Origin of the sequence: Pedobacter africanus, assembly GCF_040548825.1 — a bacterium.
Taxonomy (GTDB): Bacteria; Bacteroidota; Bacteroidia; order Sphingobacteriales; family Sphingobacteriaceae; genus Pedobacter; species Pedobacter africanus_A.
Window position 1 is genome coordinate 493,335 of sequence record NZ_JBEPSL010000001.1, and the last position, 20,573, is coordinate 513,907.

13 protein-coding genes are annotated in these 20,573 nt (G+C 41.8%); all 13 read left to right on the plus strand.

Annotated elements, in window-relative coordinates; all coding sequences use genetic code 11:
• The first annotated feature begins 98 nt into the window (after nt 1-98).
• On the plus strand, nt 99-3,536 hold the full coding sequence (locus tag ABIE26_RS01900) for a TonB-dependent receptor (RefSeq protein WP_310140661.1): 3,438 nt from the start codon (nt 99-101) through the stop codon (nt 3,534-3,536).
• Between the two features lies 1 nt (nt 3,537).
• Nucleotides 3,538-4,938: a RagB/SusD family nutrient uptake outer membrane protein gene (locus ABIE26_RS01905; protein WP_310140658.1), complete on the plus strand. Its 1,401-nt coding sequence runs from the start codon at nt 3,538-3,540 to the stop codon at nt 4,936-4,938.
• Nucleotides 4,931-6,127, plus strand: coding sequence for a thioredoxin family protein (locus ABIE26_RS01910; protein ID WP_310140656.1), 1,197 nt, complete (start codon nt 4,931-4,933; stop codon nt 6,125-6,127). The genes ABIE26_RS01905 and ABIE26_RS01910 overlap by 8 nt, the downstream gene beginning before the upstream one ends.
• Nucleotides 6,128-6,135: 8 nt before the next feature.
• Nucleotides 6,136-6,843, plus strand: a complete 708-nt coding sequence (locus tag ABIE26_RS01915) for an RNA polymerase sigma factor (protein WP_310140655.1) — start codon at nt 6,136-6,138, stop codon at nt 6,841-6,843.
• Between the two features lie 66 nt (nt 6,844-6,909).
• Nucleotides 6,910-8,106: a FecR family protein gene (locus tag ABIE26_RS01920; protein WP_310140653.1), complete on the plus strand. Its 1,197-nt coding sequence runs from the start codon at nt 6,910-6,912 to the stop codon at nt 8,104-8,106.
• A gap of 307 nt (nt 8,107-8,413) precedes the next feature.
• Nucleotides 8,414-11,692, plus strand: a complete 3,279-nt coding sequence (locus tag ABIE26_RS01925; protein ID WP_310140652.1) for a SusC/RagA family TonB-linked outer membrane protein — start codon at nt 8,414-8,416, stop codon at nt 11,690-11,692.
• A gap of 10 nt (nt 11,693-11,702) precedes the next feature.
• Entirely contained in the window at nt 11,703-13,112 is a 1,410-nt protein-coding gene (locus ABIE26_RS01930) for a RagB/SusD family nutrient uptake outer membrane protein (RefSeq protein ID WP_310140649.1), read from the plus strand.
• A gap of 12 nt (nt 13,113-13,124) precedes the next feature.
• Entirely contained in the window at nt 13,125-13,889 is a 765-nt protein-coding gene (locus tag ABIE26_RS01935) for a DUF4843 domain-containing protein (RefSeq protein ID WP_310140647.1), read from the plus strand.
• Nucleotides 13,890-13,912: 23 nt separating this feature from the next.
• Nucleotides 13,913-15,574, plus strand: coding sequence for a PKD-like family lipoprotein (locus ABIE26_RS01940; RefSeq protein ID WP_310140644.1), 1,662 nt, complete (start codon nt 13,913-13,915; stop codon nt 15,572-15,574).
• Between the two features lie 22 nt (nt 15,575-15,596).
• On the plus strand, nt 15,597-17,375 hold the full coding sequence (locus tag ABIE26_RS01945) for an alpha/beta hydrolase family esterase (protein ID WP_310140641.1): 1,779 nt from the start codon (nt 15,597-15,599) through the stop codon (nt 17,373-17,375).
• 25 nt (nt 17,376-17,400) lie between these two features.
• On the plus strand, nt 17,401-18,594 hold the full coding sequence (locus tag ABIE26_RS01950; protein WP_310140639.1) for a thioredoxin family protein: 1,194 nt from the start codon (nt 17,401-17,403) through the stop codon (nt 18,592-18,594).
• 107 nt (nt 18,595-18,701) lie between these two features.
• The gene (locus ABIE26_RS01955; RefSeq protein ID WP_310140637.1) at nt 18,702-19,283 is read left to right on the plus strand and encodes a sigma-70 family RNA polymerase sigma factor; all 582 of its coding nucleotides are present in this window, start codon (nt 18,702-18,704) and stop codon (nt 19,281-19,283) included.
• Nucleotides 19,284-19,346: 63 nt separating this feature from the next.
• A complete protein-coding gene (locus tag ABIE26_RS01960) occupies nt 19,347-20,390 on the plus strand; it encodes a FecR family protein (protein WP_310140635.1) in 1,044 nt (347 codons plus the stop codon).
• Nucleotides 20,391-20,573: the final 183 nt, after the last annotated feature.

Below are 20,573 nucleotides of genomic sequence, written 5' to 3' on the forward strand. Positions count from 1 at the left end.
CCCGGTCTTATGTTCAGCTGATCGTTCAAAATCATCTGGTTGCCCAGATGAAAGCATGTAGCAAACACCTTAAATTATCAACTAAACCTTACAAATGTATGTATTTTATTAATACTTCAAATGGTATGGACAAGCCTTGGCTTGGCTCATATTTTAAACTTTTTAAAGGTATTTACAAGCCTAGTTTTCTTGTAAATGCCACAACCAGAGGGCGGATTATTATGCGGATGAACCTGATAGCTATTTTGATCACCATGTCGCTGATGCAGGCTGCAGCAAGCAGTTTTGGTCAGTACGTTACACTGCGTCGCAAAGATGCAGACCTGAAAGAGGTGCTCAACATCATCAAAAAACAAACCAATTACACTTTTCTTTACAACAGTAGTTTGCTTAAAAATGCGAAGACGGTATCGGTTAATTTAGATAAGGTTACCCTGGAAGAGGCATTGAATGCCTGCCTTGAAAACCAGGATCTGAGCTTTAAGATCATCGAAAATACCGTGCTGCTGAAAAAGAAAGAAGCCGGGTTTATGGACAAGGTTATCAATTATTTTAATGCAATAGATGTACGTGGTAAAGTCTTGGATGAAGACGGTCTGCCGCTTCCGGGAGCAACGGTGATGGTTAAAAATAGCAAGAAAACAGTACTTACCAATATAAGTGGGGAGTTTGAATTGAAAGGTATCGATGAGAAAGCTATTCTGGTTGTTTCTTTTGTGGGTTATACTTCAAAAGAAGTTCCTGTTGGTTCAGCTGCAAATTTAGTGATTCGCCTACAGCCAAATCCTTCCGAACTTACTGAAGTCCAGGTGTCAGTAGGTTATGGAGCTGTTAAGAAACGTGACCTGACCGGGTCTGTTTCTTTGGTAGATGTAGGGGAGATGCAAAAACAACCTGCTTTTAGTCTGGATGTTGCATTGGCTGGTCGTGCGCCAGGAGTAATGGTGGTTAAATCATCCGGCGCTCCGGGGGCTGATGCTTCTATCAGGATACGTGGGGCCTCATCTGTATTTGGTGTAAATGAACCCCTGTATGTGATTGACGGGGTTCCGATTCAGATTGGGTTGGGAAATGGTGTTGAAGCTTACAGAGCTACGAAGTCATATCAGATTTCTCCTCTGGCATCCATTAACCCCGAAGATATTGAACGTATAGACATTCTGAAGGATGCTTCAGGAACCGCTATATATGGTTCCAGAGGTGCCAACGGCGTTGTTTTGGTAACTACAAAGCGGGGAAAAGGTAAACCTACGTTAACATTAAGTTACCAGGGGATGACTGACCGGTTTGTCAAAGATTTTGACATGTTGAGTTCAGATGAATTTTTTCAAGTGGCTACTCAGGCATATAACAATGCGGGAGTCACATTTCCAAACAATTTTATACAAAATAAAGGGGTAAGTACCGACTGGCGCAAATTGGCCACCAGAAATAGCTATTCCAATATGCTGAACCTGGCTTTGCGTGGTGGTTTGGGCAACGGGCAGACAAATTATGCATTTTCAGCCAGTATGAATAACCAGGCTGGTGTCATCAAAGCAAGTAATATTGATCGTTACAATATCCGTGGCAATATAGAGTCTGAAATCGTAAAATCAGTTAAAGCCGGTGCCAATATAAACTATGCCAAAAGCATCTCAAATGGATCATCGAGTACCTTTTACTATAATATCGCCAGCTACAGGCCAGATATCCCTGTATTTGACGGCAATGGCAGATATGCAACAGCCATTGACAGTACTGGGGGAAACCCGGTAGCCAGGACGCATTATATTGATGAACTTACCGGAGATAATCTGATGGCATCTATGTTTGCGGAGGCAAGACCCTTTGAATTTTTACGTTTAAGGTCAACACTTTCCTACAATCAGACAGATAATGTTACTGTAACTTATACACCTAGCTACGATCCCTTCGAAATGAAAAATAAAAGAACGGGAAGTCGTAAGGATTTCAGTTATAAATTCAGTTCCATGATTTTTGACAATACAGCTACGTTCGATAAATTTTTTGGAAAGCACTATCTGAATGCAATGGTGGGAGCTGCCTTTACTACCGATCGGCTGAATAACATGAGCCTGGAGTCAGTTAATTTTCCGGATGATAATGTGTTGAATAACCTCGGTTCTGCTCAGTCCATACAAAGTTATAAGTCAAACGGAACTTTAACCGGTCTGCAATCTTATTTCGCCAGGACAAACTACAATTATAATGGCAGATACTACTTCACGTTTACTGCACGTACCGATAAGTCTACTAAATTTGGTCCTAATAACCAGTGGGGCTTCTTTCCATCAGCCGCTGTTGCCTGGAGGCTTTCAGAAGAATCATTCCTCAAAAATTACAAATGGATATCAGACTTAAAGATCAGAGTCTCTACCGGAAAAACAGGCTCAGCGAATCTGAACGACAACATGTACCGTACACTTTTTGGTACTGATGGCAACTTTATATTCCACAATGGTCAAACCGGTGTAGTACCGAATTCGGTGCCTAACCCTAGTGCCCGCTGGGAATCGACAAACCAGACGGACATGGGCGTAGATTTTGCGTTTTTAAACAATAGAATCCGCGGATCAGTTGATGTTTACCGCAAATACACCAAAGACCTGTTGTTAACAGTTCCTGTTCCATTTGAAACAGGTGCTACTTCCCTGATGGTAAATGTGGGAGATATATCTAATAAAGGCTTTGAATTTGTAATTGGAGCTGATGTGATTACCCAGGGTAAATTTAAATATACCACCGATATCAATTTTAACAAGAACATCGGCCGTTTAGAAAAACTCAATTCCGGAAGCTCGAATGCTTTGAACAGGTTTAAAGAAGGCGATCTTTTAGGTACCATATTTGGTTATAAAACAGCCGGACTTTTCCAGACTCAAGCTGAAATTACAGCGCTGAACCAGGCGTCACCCAATAACAGTACCTATCAGTCGGTTAAAACAGCACCGGGTGATTTAAAATTTGTTGACGCAAATGGGGACGGGTTTATTTCCGACAAAGATGTGGTGAAGCTGGGTAGTGCCGAGCCAAAATTCTTTGGAGGATGGAATCATGTGCTTCGTTATGAAGGATTGGAAGCTTCTTTTTTGTTTTATTTTTCTTATGGTCAGAAGCTACAAAATGGGGCAAAAGCCAGTGCAGGAATTTATAATACCGACAAAAATTATTACAGGTCGGTTTTGAATGGATGGACTGAGGATAATAAAAATACGAATCAGCCAAGAAATGTTTACCGAGATCCGAATCAAAATGGACGCATATCTGATTATTTCGTTGAGAATGGGTCATTCCTGAAACTAAAAAACGTTCAGTTGGCTTATTACATTAACCCAGCGAAATGGATGAAACAACAGGTTAATCAAATCAAGCTGTATGCAGGCGTTACCAATTTATTTATTTTGACCGGGTACGATGGTGCTGATCCGGAAAACGGCTCATCATCGGGTGCTGGTCTTTTAGCAGGGGGATACGACTCGGGAATATATCCCTCAACAAGAACAATTAATTTTGGCTTTAACATTACTTTCTAATATGAAAACGAGATATTTATCATACGCAGTAGCGGGCTTACTCGCTTTATCGTTACAAGCTTGCAGCCTGGTAGACGTAACCGACATCGAGCCCCCTTTCAAATTGAGTGAAGAAAGCGTGATTACCGATGTTGCGTCTGCAAACAAGGTTCTGACCGGAGCTTATGCACAGTTACATACTTTCGATATGCTGGTTACTGAACCAGCTGTTACCGGATGTATGGGATTGAGTTTTGACGTCAGCACCTCGGGTGGAAGTACGTATCAGCAATTTGCAGATAATGATATAAAAGCTGACAATTCCCAATTGTCGGGGATTTATACAGGATGGTATTATTTAATTTCAGTAAGCAGTCATGTTATTGAAAAGACCGACAAGTTGCAAACAGCCGACAACAGGAAAAATGAAATTATCGCCGAAGCGAGTTTTTTACGTGCTTTGGCCCATTTTTCATTACTCAGGCTTTATGGGCAGTTTTTTGATACTTCCTCAGAATATGGCATTGTAACCTGGGATACGCCTGTTAGAGATATAGTTGCAAAGCCCCGCTCTACGGTTAGCGACACCTATGCGTTAATTGAGAAAGATCTGAAATTTGCCATAGCAAATGCGCCGCAATACACATCTGGCAAATATGCATCTAAACAAGCTGCCAATATGTTGCTTGCCAAAGTATATCTGTATAAGAGGGACTACACCCAGGCTGCCCAGTACGCTACCGCAACTATTGATCAGCGGGGAAATGCAAAACTGGAAGATAAATTTGCCGATATATTTATAAAAAATTTCAATTCAAAAGAAGCTTTACTGGCTCCCCCGTTTGATGATAAAAGTGAACGCAACAATAAAGCTTTTGCTTTCCGCTCTTATGTGCTGCCAAAAAGGTCTTATTACGATTTGTTAGCCGGAGATCCGAGACAAAATATTGTAGTTACTTTTACAACAACGACGCCGGTTGCTACCAGGAATGGCAAATTTACCAATACGGTGTCGGCTAGTGGTCAGACCTTAACCGCCAATACAGAATATTTTTTAAGATTATCAGAGGCTTATTTGATTTTGGCCGAAGCTTTAATCAGAACAGGAAACCCTGCAGATTTAGCTAAAGGAAGAGACATGATCAATGTGATCCGTGGTCGTGCCGGTGCGAATTTAATTCCTGCTACTGTGCAGACGAAGACTGAATTGTTACAGGCTGTGCTTAAAGAAAAACAATTGGAATTGGGTTGTGAGAGTGGAGAAGAATGGTATGATTTGGTTCGGTTCACGGTTGAAGGAGACATCAATATCATAAATTACAAACCAAACGTAACCAATAAAAACAGGTACATTGTCCCTATTCCACTTGCAACTGTAAAAGCAGGAGACAATGTCGTTAAACAAAATCCGGGTTATGAATAGAGTGTTCACATGTCTTTTCCTGCTTTTAGCTTTAAGCGCACAGGCTCAGGAAGAAATTAAATTCAACCAAAACGGCAACTGGGAACAAACCAAAGCCAGGGCAGGAGCTGAGAACAAACTGATCTTTGTAGATTGTTATACCGATTGGTGCGGCCCATGCAAATGGATGGATAAAAACGTATTTACTGCAGCCCCGGTTGCCAGCTTTTATAACACCAATTTTATCAATGCCAAAATTGATATGGAAAAAGGTGAGGGGATTGAACTGCGTAAGAAATATGCTATCCAGTCTTTCCCAACATTCCTTTTTGTAAACAGTAAAGGTGAGGTCGTACATCGTACAGGTTCCAGAATGTCGGTAGAGGAATTTCTGGAAGAGGGAAAAAAGGCAGCAAACCCCAGCAAAAACCTTTCTTTCTTAAACAGGAAATATGAAGATGGGGCACGCGATCTGCCATTTCTGCTGGACTATTTTATGGTATTGCAGAAATCGGACAGATCAAGTGCTGAAAAAATAGGAAAGGATATTGTTAATGGAATTTCGGCCGCTGAATTAAATACTGAGCTGGGATGGAAAGTAATCAAAACACTGGCAAGAACCGAAAGCGATAAACTGGGTGCGCATTTTATGGCCAATGAAAATGTCTATGGCAAATGGGGCAGTCAGGAAGAACGCGATCAGTTAAAAGACCGTTTGATTACCAGCACCATGTACGGCTATATCTATGGTAAAGATGAGCAGGCCTTCATGAAAAAGCTGGTTTATTTTAAAAAATCAGATAAGATAGACCGCAGAAAACAAGGCATTATGCTGGAAGCAGAGTTTTATCTGCAGGAGGACAGAGCTGATGATTATGTAAAACTGACCAATGCAGCTTTAAAAAATGAGCTGAAAAATGATGCAGATAAACTGAGTTTCCTGGCTAGAAGATCATCAGGAGGTAAAAGCAGGGATGTAACTGCATTGCCTGCCATTCAGCAGCAGGCCTACCTGATGGCTAAACGTGCAGTAGAACTGGAACCGGAAGAGTACAGTGTCCAATCCACCTTTGCGCTGGTATGCCTCGGACTGAAGAAAAAGCCTGAAGCGCTCGCTGCGGCCAAAAAATCGAGAAGCCTCGCAGATGCCGAGACTTCGAAGATTCAAAAGCTTGCACAAGAGCTGCTGGATAAAGTGGAAGCCCTATAAACAGCCTTATGTTTAGTCCGATACACCTGGAAGAGCCTGTCGACACATTTTGTGAGACAGGCTCTTTTTGTATTAAAATTTATACATTTGCTGAACCTGCTATTGGCTTTCACATGAGTTCAACAACTTTACCTGACGAAAAGCGATTACTGATTCTGCTTAAGCAGGGCGATGACCATGCGTTTGAAGAAATTTATCGCTTGCACAGTAACCGGCTTTATAACAATCTTTTACGTCTGGTAAAATCAGAAGATCTGGCAATGGATCTTTTGCAGGACCTCTATGTAAAGTTATGGAACAACCGTTCGGCGATTGATGTAGACAAGAGCATTGGAAGCTATCTTTTCAGTATTGCCAAAAACCTGGCTATCGACTTCTTCCGGAAGGCAGCCCGTGAAACAAATTTGCAGAACCACCTCATTGCTGTAGGAACAGAACTGCACAACCATGTTGATGAGGTTTTTTTTCATAAGGAGACTTCTGCTATTTTGAACAAGGCAATCCAGGCATTACCTCCCCAACAGCAAAAAATCTTTAACCTCTGCAAAATGGAAGGTAAAAGTTACGAAGAGGCAGCGTCAATATTGGGCATTTCGTCCGCTACCGTCGGCAATCAGCTGGTTAAAGCTGTAAAAAGTGTAAAAACGGCCATGTTGTCTTCAACCGATGCACTTGTGATCATTCTTTCCATCCTGCTTACCCGCGGCATAAATTAAATTTATTTTTTTTCCCAGGCAGTAGTATGATTTCTTTTTTCAGGCGTAATACAATAAAAAGAACTTTTGAAAAATACAGAGCAGCTCCATATTTTATTTCAAAAATACCTAGACCAAAGTTGCAGTCCGGATGAGATGAAGCAGCTTCTGGATTACCTGTCTGCGTCCGAAAAACACGACGAGCTGCTGGAAGCATTAATCAGTCCGGTGCTGGAAGACCAGTACGAAGCGCCAATGGATGCAGAAAGCAAACGTCTGCTTGACGCTGGTTTTCAGCAGATTTTGGCAAAAAGAGCAGCTCCTCAAAAGCGCCAGGCAGTTTTAAGGCAATTTTATTTTCGCTGGGCCGCCGCCGCCGCTATATTTTTTATTGCCGTTTGTACTGCTGTATTTTATTTTTACCCGCAACCAGTTAATGAAACACAAGCTACAACCAGTTATGTAAAATTTAAGCCTCAGACAGACAAAGCCAGGCTTACCCTTGCAGATGGTACGGTGATTAATCTGGAGCAGGTTGCAAAAGGAAAAATTAACAATAAGAATGGTGTAGTAGTAACCAAAACCGCAGATGGGAAGCTGGTGTACGAAGCGAAAGCAGAGCAGAAAAATGCAGCAATAGCTTTTAATACTTTGGTTACGCCACGTGGCGGGCAATATAAAATTATTCTGCCGGATGGATCGGCTATCTGGCTCAATGCCGCCTCTTCATTACGCTTTCCAACGCGTTTTTCCGGAAAGGAAAGAAGGGTAGAATTGAATGGGGAAGGCTATTTCGAAATTGCAAAAAATGCTGCTCAGCCCTTTATAGTCACTGCCCGCGGACAGGAAGTAACAGTATTGGGTACGCATTTTAACGTCAATGCTTATGCGGAAAGTAATATAATCAAAACCACCCTGCTTGAAGGTGCAGTTAAGGTAAGTAAAGACCAGACTGGTTACTTGCTGGTGCCAGGCGAAGAAGCCGCTTTAAATACCAGTGACAATACCATCTCGGTAGCTAAAAATGTTGATGTGAATGCTGCTGTAGCCTGGAAAGACGGAATGTTCAGGTTCGAGGCAACCGATATCAGGGAAGTGATGCATGAGGTAGCCAGATGGTACGATGTGGATGTACGTTACAAGGGCGATTTTACCGATGTTGTCTTAACGGGATGGTTCTCAAGGGGAGACGATGTTAAAAAAACGCTTAAACTGCTTAAAGGAACTGAGCAGGTAGATTTTGTCATTAATGGAAAAACAGTAACCGTAATACCCTATAAATAACCAACTAAACTTAAAACTTAAAAAACAGAACCAATTATGATTAAAACCTAGACCAAAAGACCGCTGTGAGCCATAAAAAAACGGATCCCGATCGCCATCGGAACCCGTTAAACAGTTGAGGCTCACCAAAAAAAAACGACACGCTAATATCTTTTTTACTCTAAACCTCAACCAATACAAAAGTATGCAACTTATTAAGTATTGCAAGAGCTTGTGCAAGCAAGGTTTTTTGCAAGACCAGCCCCCTGGTGGACTTACATCTGGAAAAGAGACGCTCTATAAGCGTTTCAATAGAACGATATTGATAATGAAACTCACTTCTATTTTTATACTCGTTGCTTTTTTACACGTAAATGCCAGCTCATTTTCTCAGCGTGTTACCATTAAAGGGAAAAATATGAGCCTTAAGCAGGTATTCCATGAAATGGGAGCGCAAACCGGCTATGGGTTTTTATATAATCCCAAACTGCTCAATCCTGATGTAAGGATCGGGTTAAACCTTAAAAACGTTCCCCTGGCAGAGGCCATAACCGAATGTCTGAACGGACAATCATTAAAATTCTCTATTGTTGACAAGACGGTTTTGCTCAGCCCTTTGTACGATGGCGTACCGCATTTGTTTACAGACAGAATTGCCGCTTTTATCGTAAAGGGTCGGGTAATGAACGAGAAAGGAGAACCTTTAGTTGGTGCCACTGTTCAGGTAAAAAATACAAAAATAGGCACGAAAACAGCCGAAAAAGGCAGTTTTGAACTGACTATCCCTGATTCTACACGTATTCTGGAGGTAAGTTACCTTGGTTACGAAAAACAGGAAGTTTTACCGAAAAGGAATATGTTGATTACACTGCAACCTAAAGCTGCGGGTTTAAATGATGTAGTAGTTACGGGTTATTTCAAGAGAACAAAACAAAGTGTTACGGGCTCTCAGGTGGTAGTACAGGGCGACGAATTGAGAAAAGTGGGATCCCTGAACCTTATGCAGGCGCTAAATGCATTTGATCCTTCAATCAGAATGGCACCGAATTTAGAATTTGGTTCCGATCCGAACCGGGTACCCGAAATTACTGTCCGGGGTGAAAATGGCTTTGACCTGAGGTCAAGTGCCGACGATTCAAGAAGTAATCCCAATGCGCCGTTGTACCTGTTAGATGGTATAGAGGTATCAGCAACCCGGATCTATGACCTGGATATGAACCGTATTGAATCTTTCGTGATCCTGAGGGATGCTTCTGCCACCTCATTATACGGGTCCCGAGGTGCCAATGGGGTAATTTTGATTACGACCATCCCACCTAAAGTAGGAGATGTCCGGATTTCTTTCAACTCCAATACCACCTTTTCTATACCGGATCTCCGGGATTATAATTTGATGAATTCCCGTGAGAAATTGGAATATGAGCGTTTAGCAGGTTTGTTTACAAGCCGGACCAATAGCCGTGAGGAACAGATAAAATTGGATATGGATTACAGTGACCGCCTGGCTGAAGTAGCCCGGGGAGTCAATACCTATTGGTTGTCTAAACCCGTGACTACAAGTGTTAACCAACGTTACACCGCTTTTGTGGAGGGTGGAGACAGAAGCATCCGCTACGGTGTAAACTTAAACTACGACAAAGATAGAGGGGTGATGAAGGGATCCGGTCGTGACCGTTATGGAATCAATGTAAGTCTTAACTATTATGTAAGACCTGACTTCCTGATCAGAAATGATTTGACCGTTAACGGTGTAAAAGGTGTCAATTCTCCTTACGGTTCATTTTCTACCTATGCCCGTCAGAATCCGGTTGAACGGATTTATGACCGCGAAACCGGGGAGTTTATCCGCTCCTACGAATTCAATAACGCAGTTAACCCCATGGTTAATGCTGCCTTGCCCAATACAGACTACAATCGCTATACAGAGATTCAGGATAACTTTAATGTAGATTGGCGCATCAATTCTAATTTTAGGGTGACAGGTAGAGCTTCTTTAAGCAAAAAGATAAGTAAAACTGAACAATACCTTTCTCCGCTTTCTTCCGCATTTGACAGAGATACAGAAACGAATAAAAGAGGCAGTTACACCATTTCTGATCGTGATGATTTGAATTTTGATGGAACCATTACGGGAGCCTACAATAATGTGTTTTGGGATAAAGTGTCGACCAATATTGGTTTGGGGGCAAACGTTGTTACTACTTCGGGAATTGGCGAAGGTTATACGGCTACCGGATTTTTGAGTGACAACATGAATTTTATCCAGTATGCGCAGCAATTTAAAGAGAATTCAAAACCTACAGGCTATTTTGATAAATCCAGGATGATTGGTGTTTTTGCCAATGCCAATATCGGCTACGATAGCCGTTATTACCTGGATCTTTCTTTCCGTACCGATGGTTCCAGCCGTTTTGGTAAAGAATCACGTTTTGCCCCCTTCTGGTCGGTCGGACTTGCCTGGAACGTAGATAGAGAAGGCTGGTGGAAGAGCGATGTAACTTTAAAGTTGAGAGCTTCCACAGGAAGTACAGGTTCGGTTAATTTTTCTGCCGATCAGGCAATCACCAAATACAATTATAACTCAGAATACGAGTACAATGGGTATTATGGTGCACAATTGCTCGGCTATGGTAACCCGGCGTTAAAATGGCAGAATACCATACAGAATAATATAGGTGCCGATCTGGCCATGTTCAACAATTTCCTGGTCTGGAACATTGATGCCTATATCAAACAAACTCAAAATCTGTTGTTACCTATTGATGTGGCTCCTTCTACTGGGTTCTCCAGCTATACCGAAAACCTGGGGTCCATGGAAAACAAAGGGATGGATATGCGCCTGCGCTTCAATGTACTTCGCGGTCAGAAGAATGCCTTAAACTGGAATTTTACATTAGGGGCTGCCACCAATACAAACAAAATTAAAAAGCTGTCCAATGCATTGGAAGCGATGAATGAGGAAGCAAATTCAAAGGAGAACGTGACAGGCCCTAAACCCCTGCGCTCTTATCAGGCAGGCAGGTCGCAAAGTGCATTAATGGTGGTAGAATCACTGGGCATTGATCCGATGACAGGTTATGAAATTTATAGAAAATTAAACGGAGACCTGACCTTTGTCTACGATCCGAAAGATAAAATTATTGTAGGTGATATGAATCCTGAATGGATGGGAACTTTCCAGTCCAATCTCCTTTACAAAGGGCTTAATTTGTATTTTATTTTCGCTTATGAATATGGTGCCAAGATTTACAACTCTACATTGGCACAGAAAGTTGAGGGCTCAGATCCCCGGTTTAATGCTGACAGGCGTGTTTTATACGACAGGTGGAAACAGCCCGGAGATAATGTGTTATTCAAGAAAATTGATGACACCACGCCGCCTTATCAAACTACGCGTTTGGTTCAAAAAAATGATTTCCTGAGACTTCAGACTTTGTCTTTATCCTACGATTTACCAAAGGGTACTTTGGAACGCCTGAAGCTGGAGCGGGCCAGGATCATGGTATCAACCAGTGACTTGTTTAGATTTTCTACCGTAAAAATGGAAAGAGGTACAAGTTTCCCTTATGCGCAGACATTTACAGTTGGACTTAATTTGACATTTTAAAAATATTGATATGAAAATAAAGTTTTTTATGATGATATGCTCGGTTTTCCTGTTCAGCTCCTGTAACAAGTGGCTGGATGTAGATCTGGCAGATAAAGTGACCGAGGAGAAGCTTTTCAGTACCCCTCAAGGCTACCAGGAAGCACTTGCTGGCGTTTATAGTACAATGGCATCTCCGGCATTGTATGGACAGAAGCTGACCATGGAAGATATTGATGTATTGGCTCAGTACTATAGTTACGACGGCATAGCTGCTGACTATGAAAAGTTGAAAAAATATGATTACGAAGACGCAGGATCTCAAAGCCGGATTTTAGCAATCTGGAGAGGATTGTATGCAGCCATAAGCGGTGCCAATAATATTATCAAGTGGGCTGGAAAAGACAATAAGGTCCTTGATGCATCAGCTAAAAATCAGGTTTTAGGCGAGGCCTATGCGCTGCGTGCCTACCTGCATTTCGATTTGATCCGCATGTTTTGTCCGGATGTAAAAAAGTCGCCCAAAGCTGCTGGAATACCTTATAACCTGCAGTTTGGTGTATCGCTTCCCCCGGTATATACCGTGGAAGAAAATGTTCAGCTGGTAGTTGATGACCTCAAAGAAGCCGAAACATTGCTGGCTAAAGACCCCATTACCTCGGTAAAGCCTTACGAAATGGCGAGTAAAAACATGGCCGACAAGTATGTTGCCCGAATGAACATGTATGGGGTTAAGGCTTTATTAGCCCGTGTGGCTTTAATGCGTGGCGATAAAACAAGCGCCATTAAATATGCAAAAGAAGTGATTGACTCCCAGCGATTCAGGCTGCTGGATTTTGCGAACGCAGATAAACCTGAAACGGAAATTGATATGCTTTTTTCAGACGAACATATTTTTTCGCTAAGGAATAAAAACCTTTCTGATTATACGATTGGCCTGCATTATCCGGAAGTAACCGGAAACGCTACCCGGTTTGCCTATTTACCTTTTGTAAACATTTCAACAACATATGAAGGCAATAATGATGATATCCGCTACATCAAGTGGTTCTCTACGGTGAACGGGAGCTTTGTAAAATACAATGTAGCTAACAAAGATAAATTCTTTCCAAAGATGCCGATGATTAAACTCTCTGAAATGTATTTAATTCTGGCGGAATGCTATTTAGGAAAAGATGATCAGGCTGCACAAACCTATATCAATACATTGAGGGATCACAGGATCCGGAACAATTCTCACTGGACTTACCTGACCATGGATTACATCATGCAGGAGGTTAAAAGAGAGTTTGTAGGCGAAGGACAATTATGGTATGCTTATAAACGACTAAATCTGGGCATCCAGACCAGCAGTGGAACTGTTGGCATGGTACCTCCAAGTGATAAGATTTTTGTCTTCCCGATGCCATTAAAGGAGATTGAAACAGGTAACCGTAATTAAAATAAAGGTGAGATGAAAGATATATTTAAGTTAAAATCAATGTTGGTATTCCTGGTAATACTTACGTCCTGTAATCAGGATATTGATAATTTTTATGATGAAAAAGCCAGGATTCAGTTTAAATACTTTAATGAGGTCACGGGGAGTGACAAAGTAACCAGACGGACCTATTCTGACAGAATTACCTATTCTTTTGGTATGAAGGAAGAAACTGTTGAACGTGATACCGCCAGAATTGTTGTTGAGTTTTTAGGCAACGTTTCCAACCTGGATCGCAACTATCAGGTGCGGATTGTTGCGGATTCTACCACAGCGGTAGAAGGGGTACATTATGAGCCTATTTCGGCCACACAGATTTTCAGAGCGGGCAGAATGAAAGATACCTTGAAGATAGTGGTGAAAAGAAAGGCCCTGAGCAGTAGTTTTTCGAACCCGGAAGATAAACGTTTGATGCTGGAAATGGTTCCTACAGCAGATTTTAATCTGGGTATGAAAGATGGTTTAAGAACTAAACTATACATTAATAATTATTTGTCTGAACCCATTTGGTGGAAAGATCCAGGCCGCAGTACCCTCCAGTTTTACCATCCTAAGAAATGGAAAATCCTGATTTCTTTCAATCAGAAATTCTCTGATCCGCAAAAGTGCGAATTTGATTACAATAACCAGGGCAGGTCCTATTTTCAGGGATTGGCCAGTTACCTGAGCGCTGTTCCCACCTTTGATGATGAAACCGGAGGCCGGATATACATCGACAGAATAGTTCCCAAACCATAATTGTTAATTTAAAAGATCAAGTAATGAAAAGATGCAATATAATACTACTGGTTCTTGCCGTATTTTTCCTGAGCGCCTGTTCCAAAGATCTAGGTACTGACCAGGCGGATTATCGGGATATAAATGAGGTCACAATTGAAGGAATCGATAAGAATTACGCACGCGATATGGACGATAGCTTAAAAATCGAGCCTAAAGTTACCGGTACAATATACAGTGATACCAGCAAGTTCAATTATAGCTGGGACATTAGTAATACGATCGTTTCCACCAGTTTAAATTTGAAGATCCGGGTAGATATGGTGCCTGGTAATAAGATCTCCCGCTTTATTGTGGAAGATAAAGTAACAAAGGTCAAAAAGTATTTCAGATTTGACCTGAATGTCTCCTCGTCTACCGCCGGGAACCTGATTATGGTATTGAGTAAGTCCAATGGAAAGGCCGAACTGTCCTATCTTCGTTTGGATAAACCAGCCAATTGGGCCATCAATTATTATGAACCCCGGTTCGGGACCCCTCTGGGTATAAATCCTGAGCGGCTGGATATGTTGATGGTGGAGCCAACAGGTACCGCGCTGGCTGCAATTGAGCCCTTTGCGAACAGATACGGACGGGTGATGGTTTTGGCAGATAACAAAATAGCCCTGATTGATAAGGGCAGTCTGGAACGGAATGTTGTCCCGTACCTGGAGGGTACCGCCTTTACAGGAACAGCATCTTATCCGCCTCCTAATATAGAAGGGTATAAGCCTGAATTTATGGCCCAGGGTATTTCACTTTGGAGAAATAATCCTTATGGAAGTAACTTTCACCAAAATGTAGAATTTCAGTTGGTCTCAGGTGGTGCGCTCTATTTCGCAGCTTTAGCGCCTCCTCCATTTAGCAGTTCCTTCGTTTATAACCGTAAGAGCGTGTACGGGCAGACGGGTTATTTTTCTGCTTTTGGTTATTATGATACCATGGCTCCTACACCCAATGGAACGCTTTTCCAGCATGGTTATACTCTAGGCAATTTTATAGTGTTTGACAGGGTGTTTGGTCGCTTCGCCTATTCCAGTTACGGCACGAGTTATACGATCCCGACTACGGATGTAAAAGCTTTCCCGGGGCATGAATTGGTTTATGGATCCGCTACCAGTCAGTCCGGAACTTCTTTCGCAGTATTAAAGACTTCGGCTAATGCACTTCGTTTTTTACTATTGGGTAAAGTAGGGAATAAGTATTCACTTACCGGAGAAGTAGCTGGCGGAGTGGCCAACGATAAGAGTAAGTTTTACAATCTGAAAACTTCTCCCTATCTGTTTTTTACATCCGGTAATAAATTGTACAAATACAATATACTTGATATTACTTCCAATAGTGTGCCTAATGAAAGTCATGCCGTACTGTCTTTAACGTCTTTGGGCTATTCTGCTGATGCGGTGATTACCAGTATGACCGTTTCCAGGACTGAAAAAAGTTTAATTATAGGGGTGTCCCGATATGGGGCAGATAAGGAAGGCAATGGCCAGGAGAATAAAGGAGATGTATTGGTGTTTAGTTTGGACAAAGCAGGACTGGGATTGACATTAAAGGAGAAATATGTGGGCGTATCCGGAATACCTGTTGATGTCAAAATCAAATATCAAACCCATTGGAGAGATGGTAAAGCCAATGGCGGAGTGATAGAACTGGACAATATTTAATTAAAAATAAAGATAGAAAGTTATGAAAATATATTTTTCAATGCTATTGCTGTCACTTCTTTTCCTCGCTTCCTGTGTAGAGGATAAGAGCAGCTACCTTACACAAGAGAAGAAAGAGGTAAAGGTAGATGGTTATGAAGTAGACGGTGAACAACCGGGCGAGACCGAAGGCATATTGCTGCCTGGCCTCCACCAGATCAAGTTAAAACTTACCACTAATGGCGTAGAATCAGATAGAAGGTTTACGTATTTTATGCCGGTTTCTATCAATAAATCGAAACCGATTTCTTTGATTTTTAACTTTCATGGGAGCTATAGTGCAGGGGTAGACCCTTTACAAGGCATCTCAATGAATCATCCGCTTTCGCAACTGGCGATCAAAGAAAACTGTATCGTTGTTTTCCCGGCAGGAGAAGATACAGGGGCGGCTGTAAACTGGCAGAATTCAGCTTATCATCTGCCATTTGTGGATGCCATGGTCGATTATTTCAAAACGCATACACCTGTTGCCGATGTAAACAGGATCTATACCTGTGGCCATTCCAGTGGGGCAATTTTTTCTTTTGTATTGGCCTCTTATCGTTCTGAAGTATTTGCAGCAGCGGTGCCGGTTTCCGGACAAATGAAATTGTCTGCTTCGGATGTTCCATCGAGAGCAGTACCGATCAGGGCTTTTAATGGGACGACCGATGCTACCGTTGTATATACTGCAGCTTTGGATAATATAAAAGCCTGGGCCAATACCATTGGCGGGTATTTCGTTTCGGACGCGATGAACAGTGATACCTTAAAGATCGATAACTATAAATCTTATCTGACCACAAAATGGGGAGGTGGCAAAGCCGATATTGAATTCTATTCCATCGTAGATGAGGGACATGGTGTGAATTGGTTTTACATTATGCCTTTGATGTGGGAGTTTATGAATGCCCATCCTAAAAATAAGGTTTCGTCAGGTCTGTATTTATCCTCTCAAGTCAAAAGATTTGACGCGCAGGAAGGCCAGACTTTTAGTTCGGAGATCCGGCATACTGAAGGCGCTACGGTAAGCGTGGTCTCCGCACCTTCAGATTGGACGGTAACCTATAGCAACAAAATACTTAGCGTAAAGGCACCCAATGATTTCTTTGGATCCACCACCATCAACAGAAAAGGGAATATTAAATTAAAAGTAGAACGAAACGGTACTTCTGCCGAGATTACCCTTCCTTATACTTTAACTGCACCTAAAACCTATTATGAAGTAGGAGACGTGGTTTACGATGCTGCCTACAAGCCAACCGGTGTTGTGTTCTGGGTAAATCCGGCCAACATTAAAGAAGCGAAAATTATTGCTTTAGAAAACGTGACCAGGAAATTCGGGCCTGTTGGTACTACTTTCTTTACGCCTGATTATAATGATGGTTATGGAAATACCCTTGCTTTGGTAGCACGCAACAAAACGCTCAACCTGGGGCTGACTGCAGCTACCAGTGCATTTATGTATGCCTACGAGTATAAAGCAAGCCCGGGCACAACAGCGGGCTGGTATTTACCTGCTGTAGATGAACTGAAGCTGGCGGACGCAAATTTAGCCATTGTGAATGCCACTTTAGCTAAATACGGTACAGTTTTAGAAACAGCAAATTCTGCAGGTTCTTACCACCTGTCTTCCACTGTGGTAAACCAAAACGGTAAAAAGTTTTATACTTACGACTACCACAGCAATCCAAGTTTTCACGGTTATTATGTAGTGGCAGAGCGATCAGATGATACCGCTTTTATTTCGACAAGACCAGTTAAAAAAGTAACTAAACCCTAAGGATAAAAAAATAATGGGATTACACATGAGAAAATTAAGTTTATTGCTATTGATCCTGGTTGCATTTAAAGTAAATGCGCAGGAAGGGATCAAATTTAACCAGACCAGGACCTGGAAAGAAACTACCGAAGCCGCTGCAAAAACAGGCAAACTGATATTTGTAGATTGTTATACGGATTGGTGCGGGCCATGTAAATGGATGGACCAGAATGCATTTACCGATGCAAAAGTTGCTGCATTCTACAACCAGAATTTTATCAATGCTAAAATTGATATGGAAAAGGGCGAAGGGATAGAACTGCGTAAAAAGTACAGTGTACAATCGTTCCCTACCTTTTTGTTTATCAATGGTAATGGAGAAGTTGTACACAGAACCGGATCAAGGATGCCCATACAAGAGTTTTTAGAAGAAGGAAAAAAAGCCGCAGACCCGAAAAAGAACCTTTCCTACTTAAACAAAAGATATGAGGAGGGTACACGTGACCTTCCTTTCCTGCTGGATTATTACCTGGTTTTGAATAAATCCGACAGGTCAAATGCTGAAAAGATAGGCAGGGATATCGTGAGCGGAATCAAGACAACGGAATTGAATACCGAACTGGGCTGGAAAGTGATCAAAACGCTGGCAAGATACGAAAGCGATAAACTTGGATCCCATTTTATGGCCAATGAAAATGCTTACAACAAATGGAGTACAGCCGAAGAACGTGATCAGCTAAAAGACCGTTTGGTTACTTATACCATGTATGGTTTAATGCGCAATAACGAGCAGGCTTTTATGGACAAGCTGGCTTATTTTAAGAAATCAGATAGAATTGACCGCAGAAAACAAGGGGTAATGCTGGAAGCCGATTATTACCTTAGTGCGGGAAGAACGGATGACTATGTCAGGTTAACCAGTTCAGCTTTAACAAATGAGTTGAAAGATGAAGCAGAAAAACTGAGCTTTCTGGCCAGAAGGGCCTCTGGAGGAAAAAGTCAGAATGACCAGGTTTCAGCTGCAATTATGCAGCAGGCTTACCTGATGGCAAAAAGAGCAGTTGAGCTCAACCCGGAAGAATACAGTATCCAGTCTACTTTTGCCTGGGTATGTCTGGCCATGAAAAAGAAACCCGAGGCTTTGACGGCGGCAAAAAAATCACGCGCACTGGCGGATGCAGAGACTTCTAAAATCCAAAAATTGGCGCAGGAGTTATTGGATAAGGTGGAAGCTTTATAAAAAATCTTATTCAAGCCGTATTTGATAGGTAACTATCAAATACGGCTTTTTTTGTTGCCCAACTTTCGAATATATTGCTAAATTTGTCTTAACCAGACATTAAATTCATGAATTACAGGCTCTTATCTGATGATGAACTCGTTGTTCTTTTAAAAGAAAGCAATGAGCATGCATTTAAAGAGCTCTATCTGCGTTATTGGAAACAGGTTTACCAGTCGGCCTATAAGAAAATTTACCATAAAGAGTTCGCCGAAGAGTTAACGCAAAACCTGTTTGTTGACCTGTGGCGGAGAAGGGAAAGCCTCAGCATCAATTCATTGAGTGCTTATCTGTTTGGCAGCTTAAAATTTAGTATCATCAATCATTATAAATCTTTAATGGTACAGCAAAGTTACCTCAGCTATGTCGAAGAATCCGGCAATAACAGCCTGGTCAACAATACCGATTACCTGCTGATGCTGAATGAACTCTCTGATGCCCTGGCCAGGGGAATTGCCTTGTTGCCAAAAAAAACTGCTGAGGTTTTCAGAATGAGCAGGATTGAACACCAATCGGTAAAAGACATTTCAAAAAAACTGAACATTTCCGAAAAAGCTGTGGAATACCACATCACGCAATCGCTCAAATCCATACGGCTGTACCTTAAAGAATACCTGGCCCTGATGGCAGCCTTTCTGATCTTTTTTTAAAAATATTTTATTTTTTTAGGGATAGCGGCGGCTTAGCTTACATATAGTTTAAAAGCTATAAAGATGAGCAGAGAAGCATTTCATTTGTTATTGGAAAAATACCTGAATAACAGCTGTACTCCGGAAGAGAAAGAAATTGTTGAAAAATGGTATGGAATGCTGGACAAGCAGGATCTTGCTGCGGAGGAAATAACCGGGCTGGAGGAAAAGCTCTGGGATAAAATCCATGAAGCGGCCATTCCGGCCAGGCAGGAACCTGCACAACCAGCAAGCAAGCCCAACTACAGGCTTAAACAGCTACTTAGATTTTCTGCGGCCGCAGTACTGGCAGGTTTGCTGCTCAGTGCCGGCTATCTGTTCTTCGGGAATAAGAGCCGTAAGCCGGAATTTGTGGTTTCCAATGTTTCCAATGGCACCATGAAATATGCAAATACCGGAGATAAACCTGTTACGATTAAACTGGAAGATGGTAGTTCGGTTATCCTTCAGCCAAAAGCTGTATTGAAGTACCCTTCACATTTCTCTGCAGCTTTGCGGGAAGTTGCGCTGGAAGGAGAAGGTTTTTTTGAGATCAGCAAAAATCCACTGAGGCCATTTCTGGTGTACAATAAAAATGTAATTACCAGGGTGGTAGGAACCAGCTTTACCGTAAAAACAAATCACGGTAAAAACGAAACAGAAGTGATTGTTAAAACCGGGAAAGTGGTTGTTTCGCCCAATTCGGGCAATGTTAATCTAAAAGCGCTGTTGAAATCCCGGAATGGGGTGATACTTACGCCAAACCAGAAAACAGTATACAATGCCAGCAAAAATACCTTTGCAACAAGCCTGGTTGACCACCCCGAGCCGATTGAGCTGAAAGGTAGTAAGGCCCCGGTAAAAGAAAATTACCTCTTTAACGATACCCCGGTTGCAACCGTGTTGACCCAGCTGCAGAAATCATATGGTATTGAATTTATAGTAGAAGACAAACAATTGTACACTTATACATTTACGGGCGATCTGTCGGAACAAAACCTTTACCGCCAGTTGGATTTTCTGTGCGAATCTATTGGTGCCAGCTATAAGCCGAAAGGAACTAAAATCATGATCTCCTCAAAGGAATAAATACCATCAACCAATTCTAAAAACCTAACCAGACCAGCCAATGAAAAGAAAAAAAACTTACTGACCAAAACAAAAAAACTGACAATGTTGCGGGACATTGCCAGTTAAAGAATTCTGTACGAAAAATCTCACATTAACGAACAAAACTTCTAAAGTTATGAAAAAAAAGCGATTTGTTGCTTT

Excerpts from the sequence above, each read along its gene's own strand:
- ABIE26_RS01900 (WP_310140661.1), top strand. The coding sequence starts at position 99 with ATGTATTTTATTAATACTTCAAATGGTATGGACAAGCCTTGGCTTGGC.
- ABIE26_RS01905 (WP_310140658.1), top strand. The coding sequence starts at position 3,538 with ATGAAAACGAGATATTTATCATACGCAGTAGCGGGCTTACTCGCTTTA.
- ABIE26_RS01910 (WP_310140656.1), top strand. The coding sequence starts at position 4,931 with ATGAATAGAGTGTTCACATGTCTTTTCCTGCTTTTAGCTTTAAGCGCA.
- ABIE26_RS01915 (WP_310140655.1), top strand. The coding sequence starts at position 6,136 with ATGTTTAGTCCGATACACCTGGAAGAGCCTGTCGACACATTTTGTGAG.
- ABIE26_RS01925 (WP_310140652.1), top strand. The coding sequence starts at position 8,414 with ATGAAACTCACTTCTATTTTTATACTCGTTGCTTTTTTACACGTAAAT.
- ABIE26_RS01930 (WP_310140649.1), top strand. The coding sequence starts at position 11,703 with ATGAAAATAAAGTTTTTTATGATGATATGCTCGGTTTTCCTGTTCAGC.
- ABIE26_RS01935 (WP_310140647.1), top strand. The coding sequence starts at position 13,125 with ATGAAAGATATATTTAAGTTAAAATCAATGTTGGTATTCCTGGTAATA.
- ABIE26_RS01940 (WP_310140644.1), top strand. The coding sequence starts at position 13,913 with ATGAAAAGATGCAATATAATACTACTGGTTCTTGCCGTATTTTTCCTG.
- ABIE26_RS01945 (WP_310140641.1), top strand. The coding sequence starts at position 15,597 with ATGAAAATATATTTTTCAATGCTATTGCTGTCACTTCTTTTCCTCGCT.
- ABIE26_RS01950 (WP_310140639.1), top strand. The coding sequence starts at position 17,401 with ATGAGAAAATTAAGTTTATTGCTATTGATCCTGGTTGCATTTAAAGTA.
- ABIE26_RS01955 (WP_310140637.1), top strand. The coding sequence starts at position 18,702 with ATGAATTACAGGCTCTTATCTGATGATGAACTCGTTGTTCTTTTAAAA.
- ABIE26_RS01960 (WP_310140635.1), top strand. The coding sequence starts at position 19,347 with ATGAGCAGAGAAGCATTTCATTTGTTATTGGAAAAATACCTGAATAAC.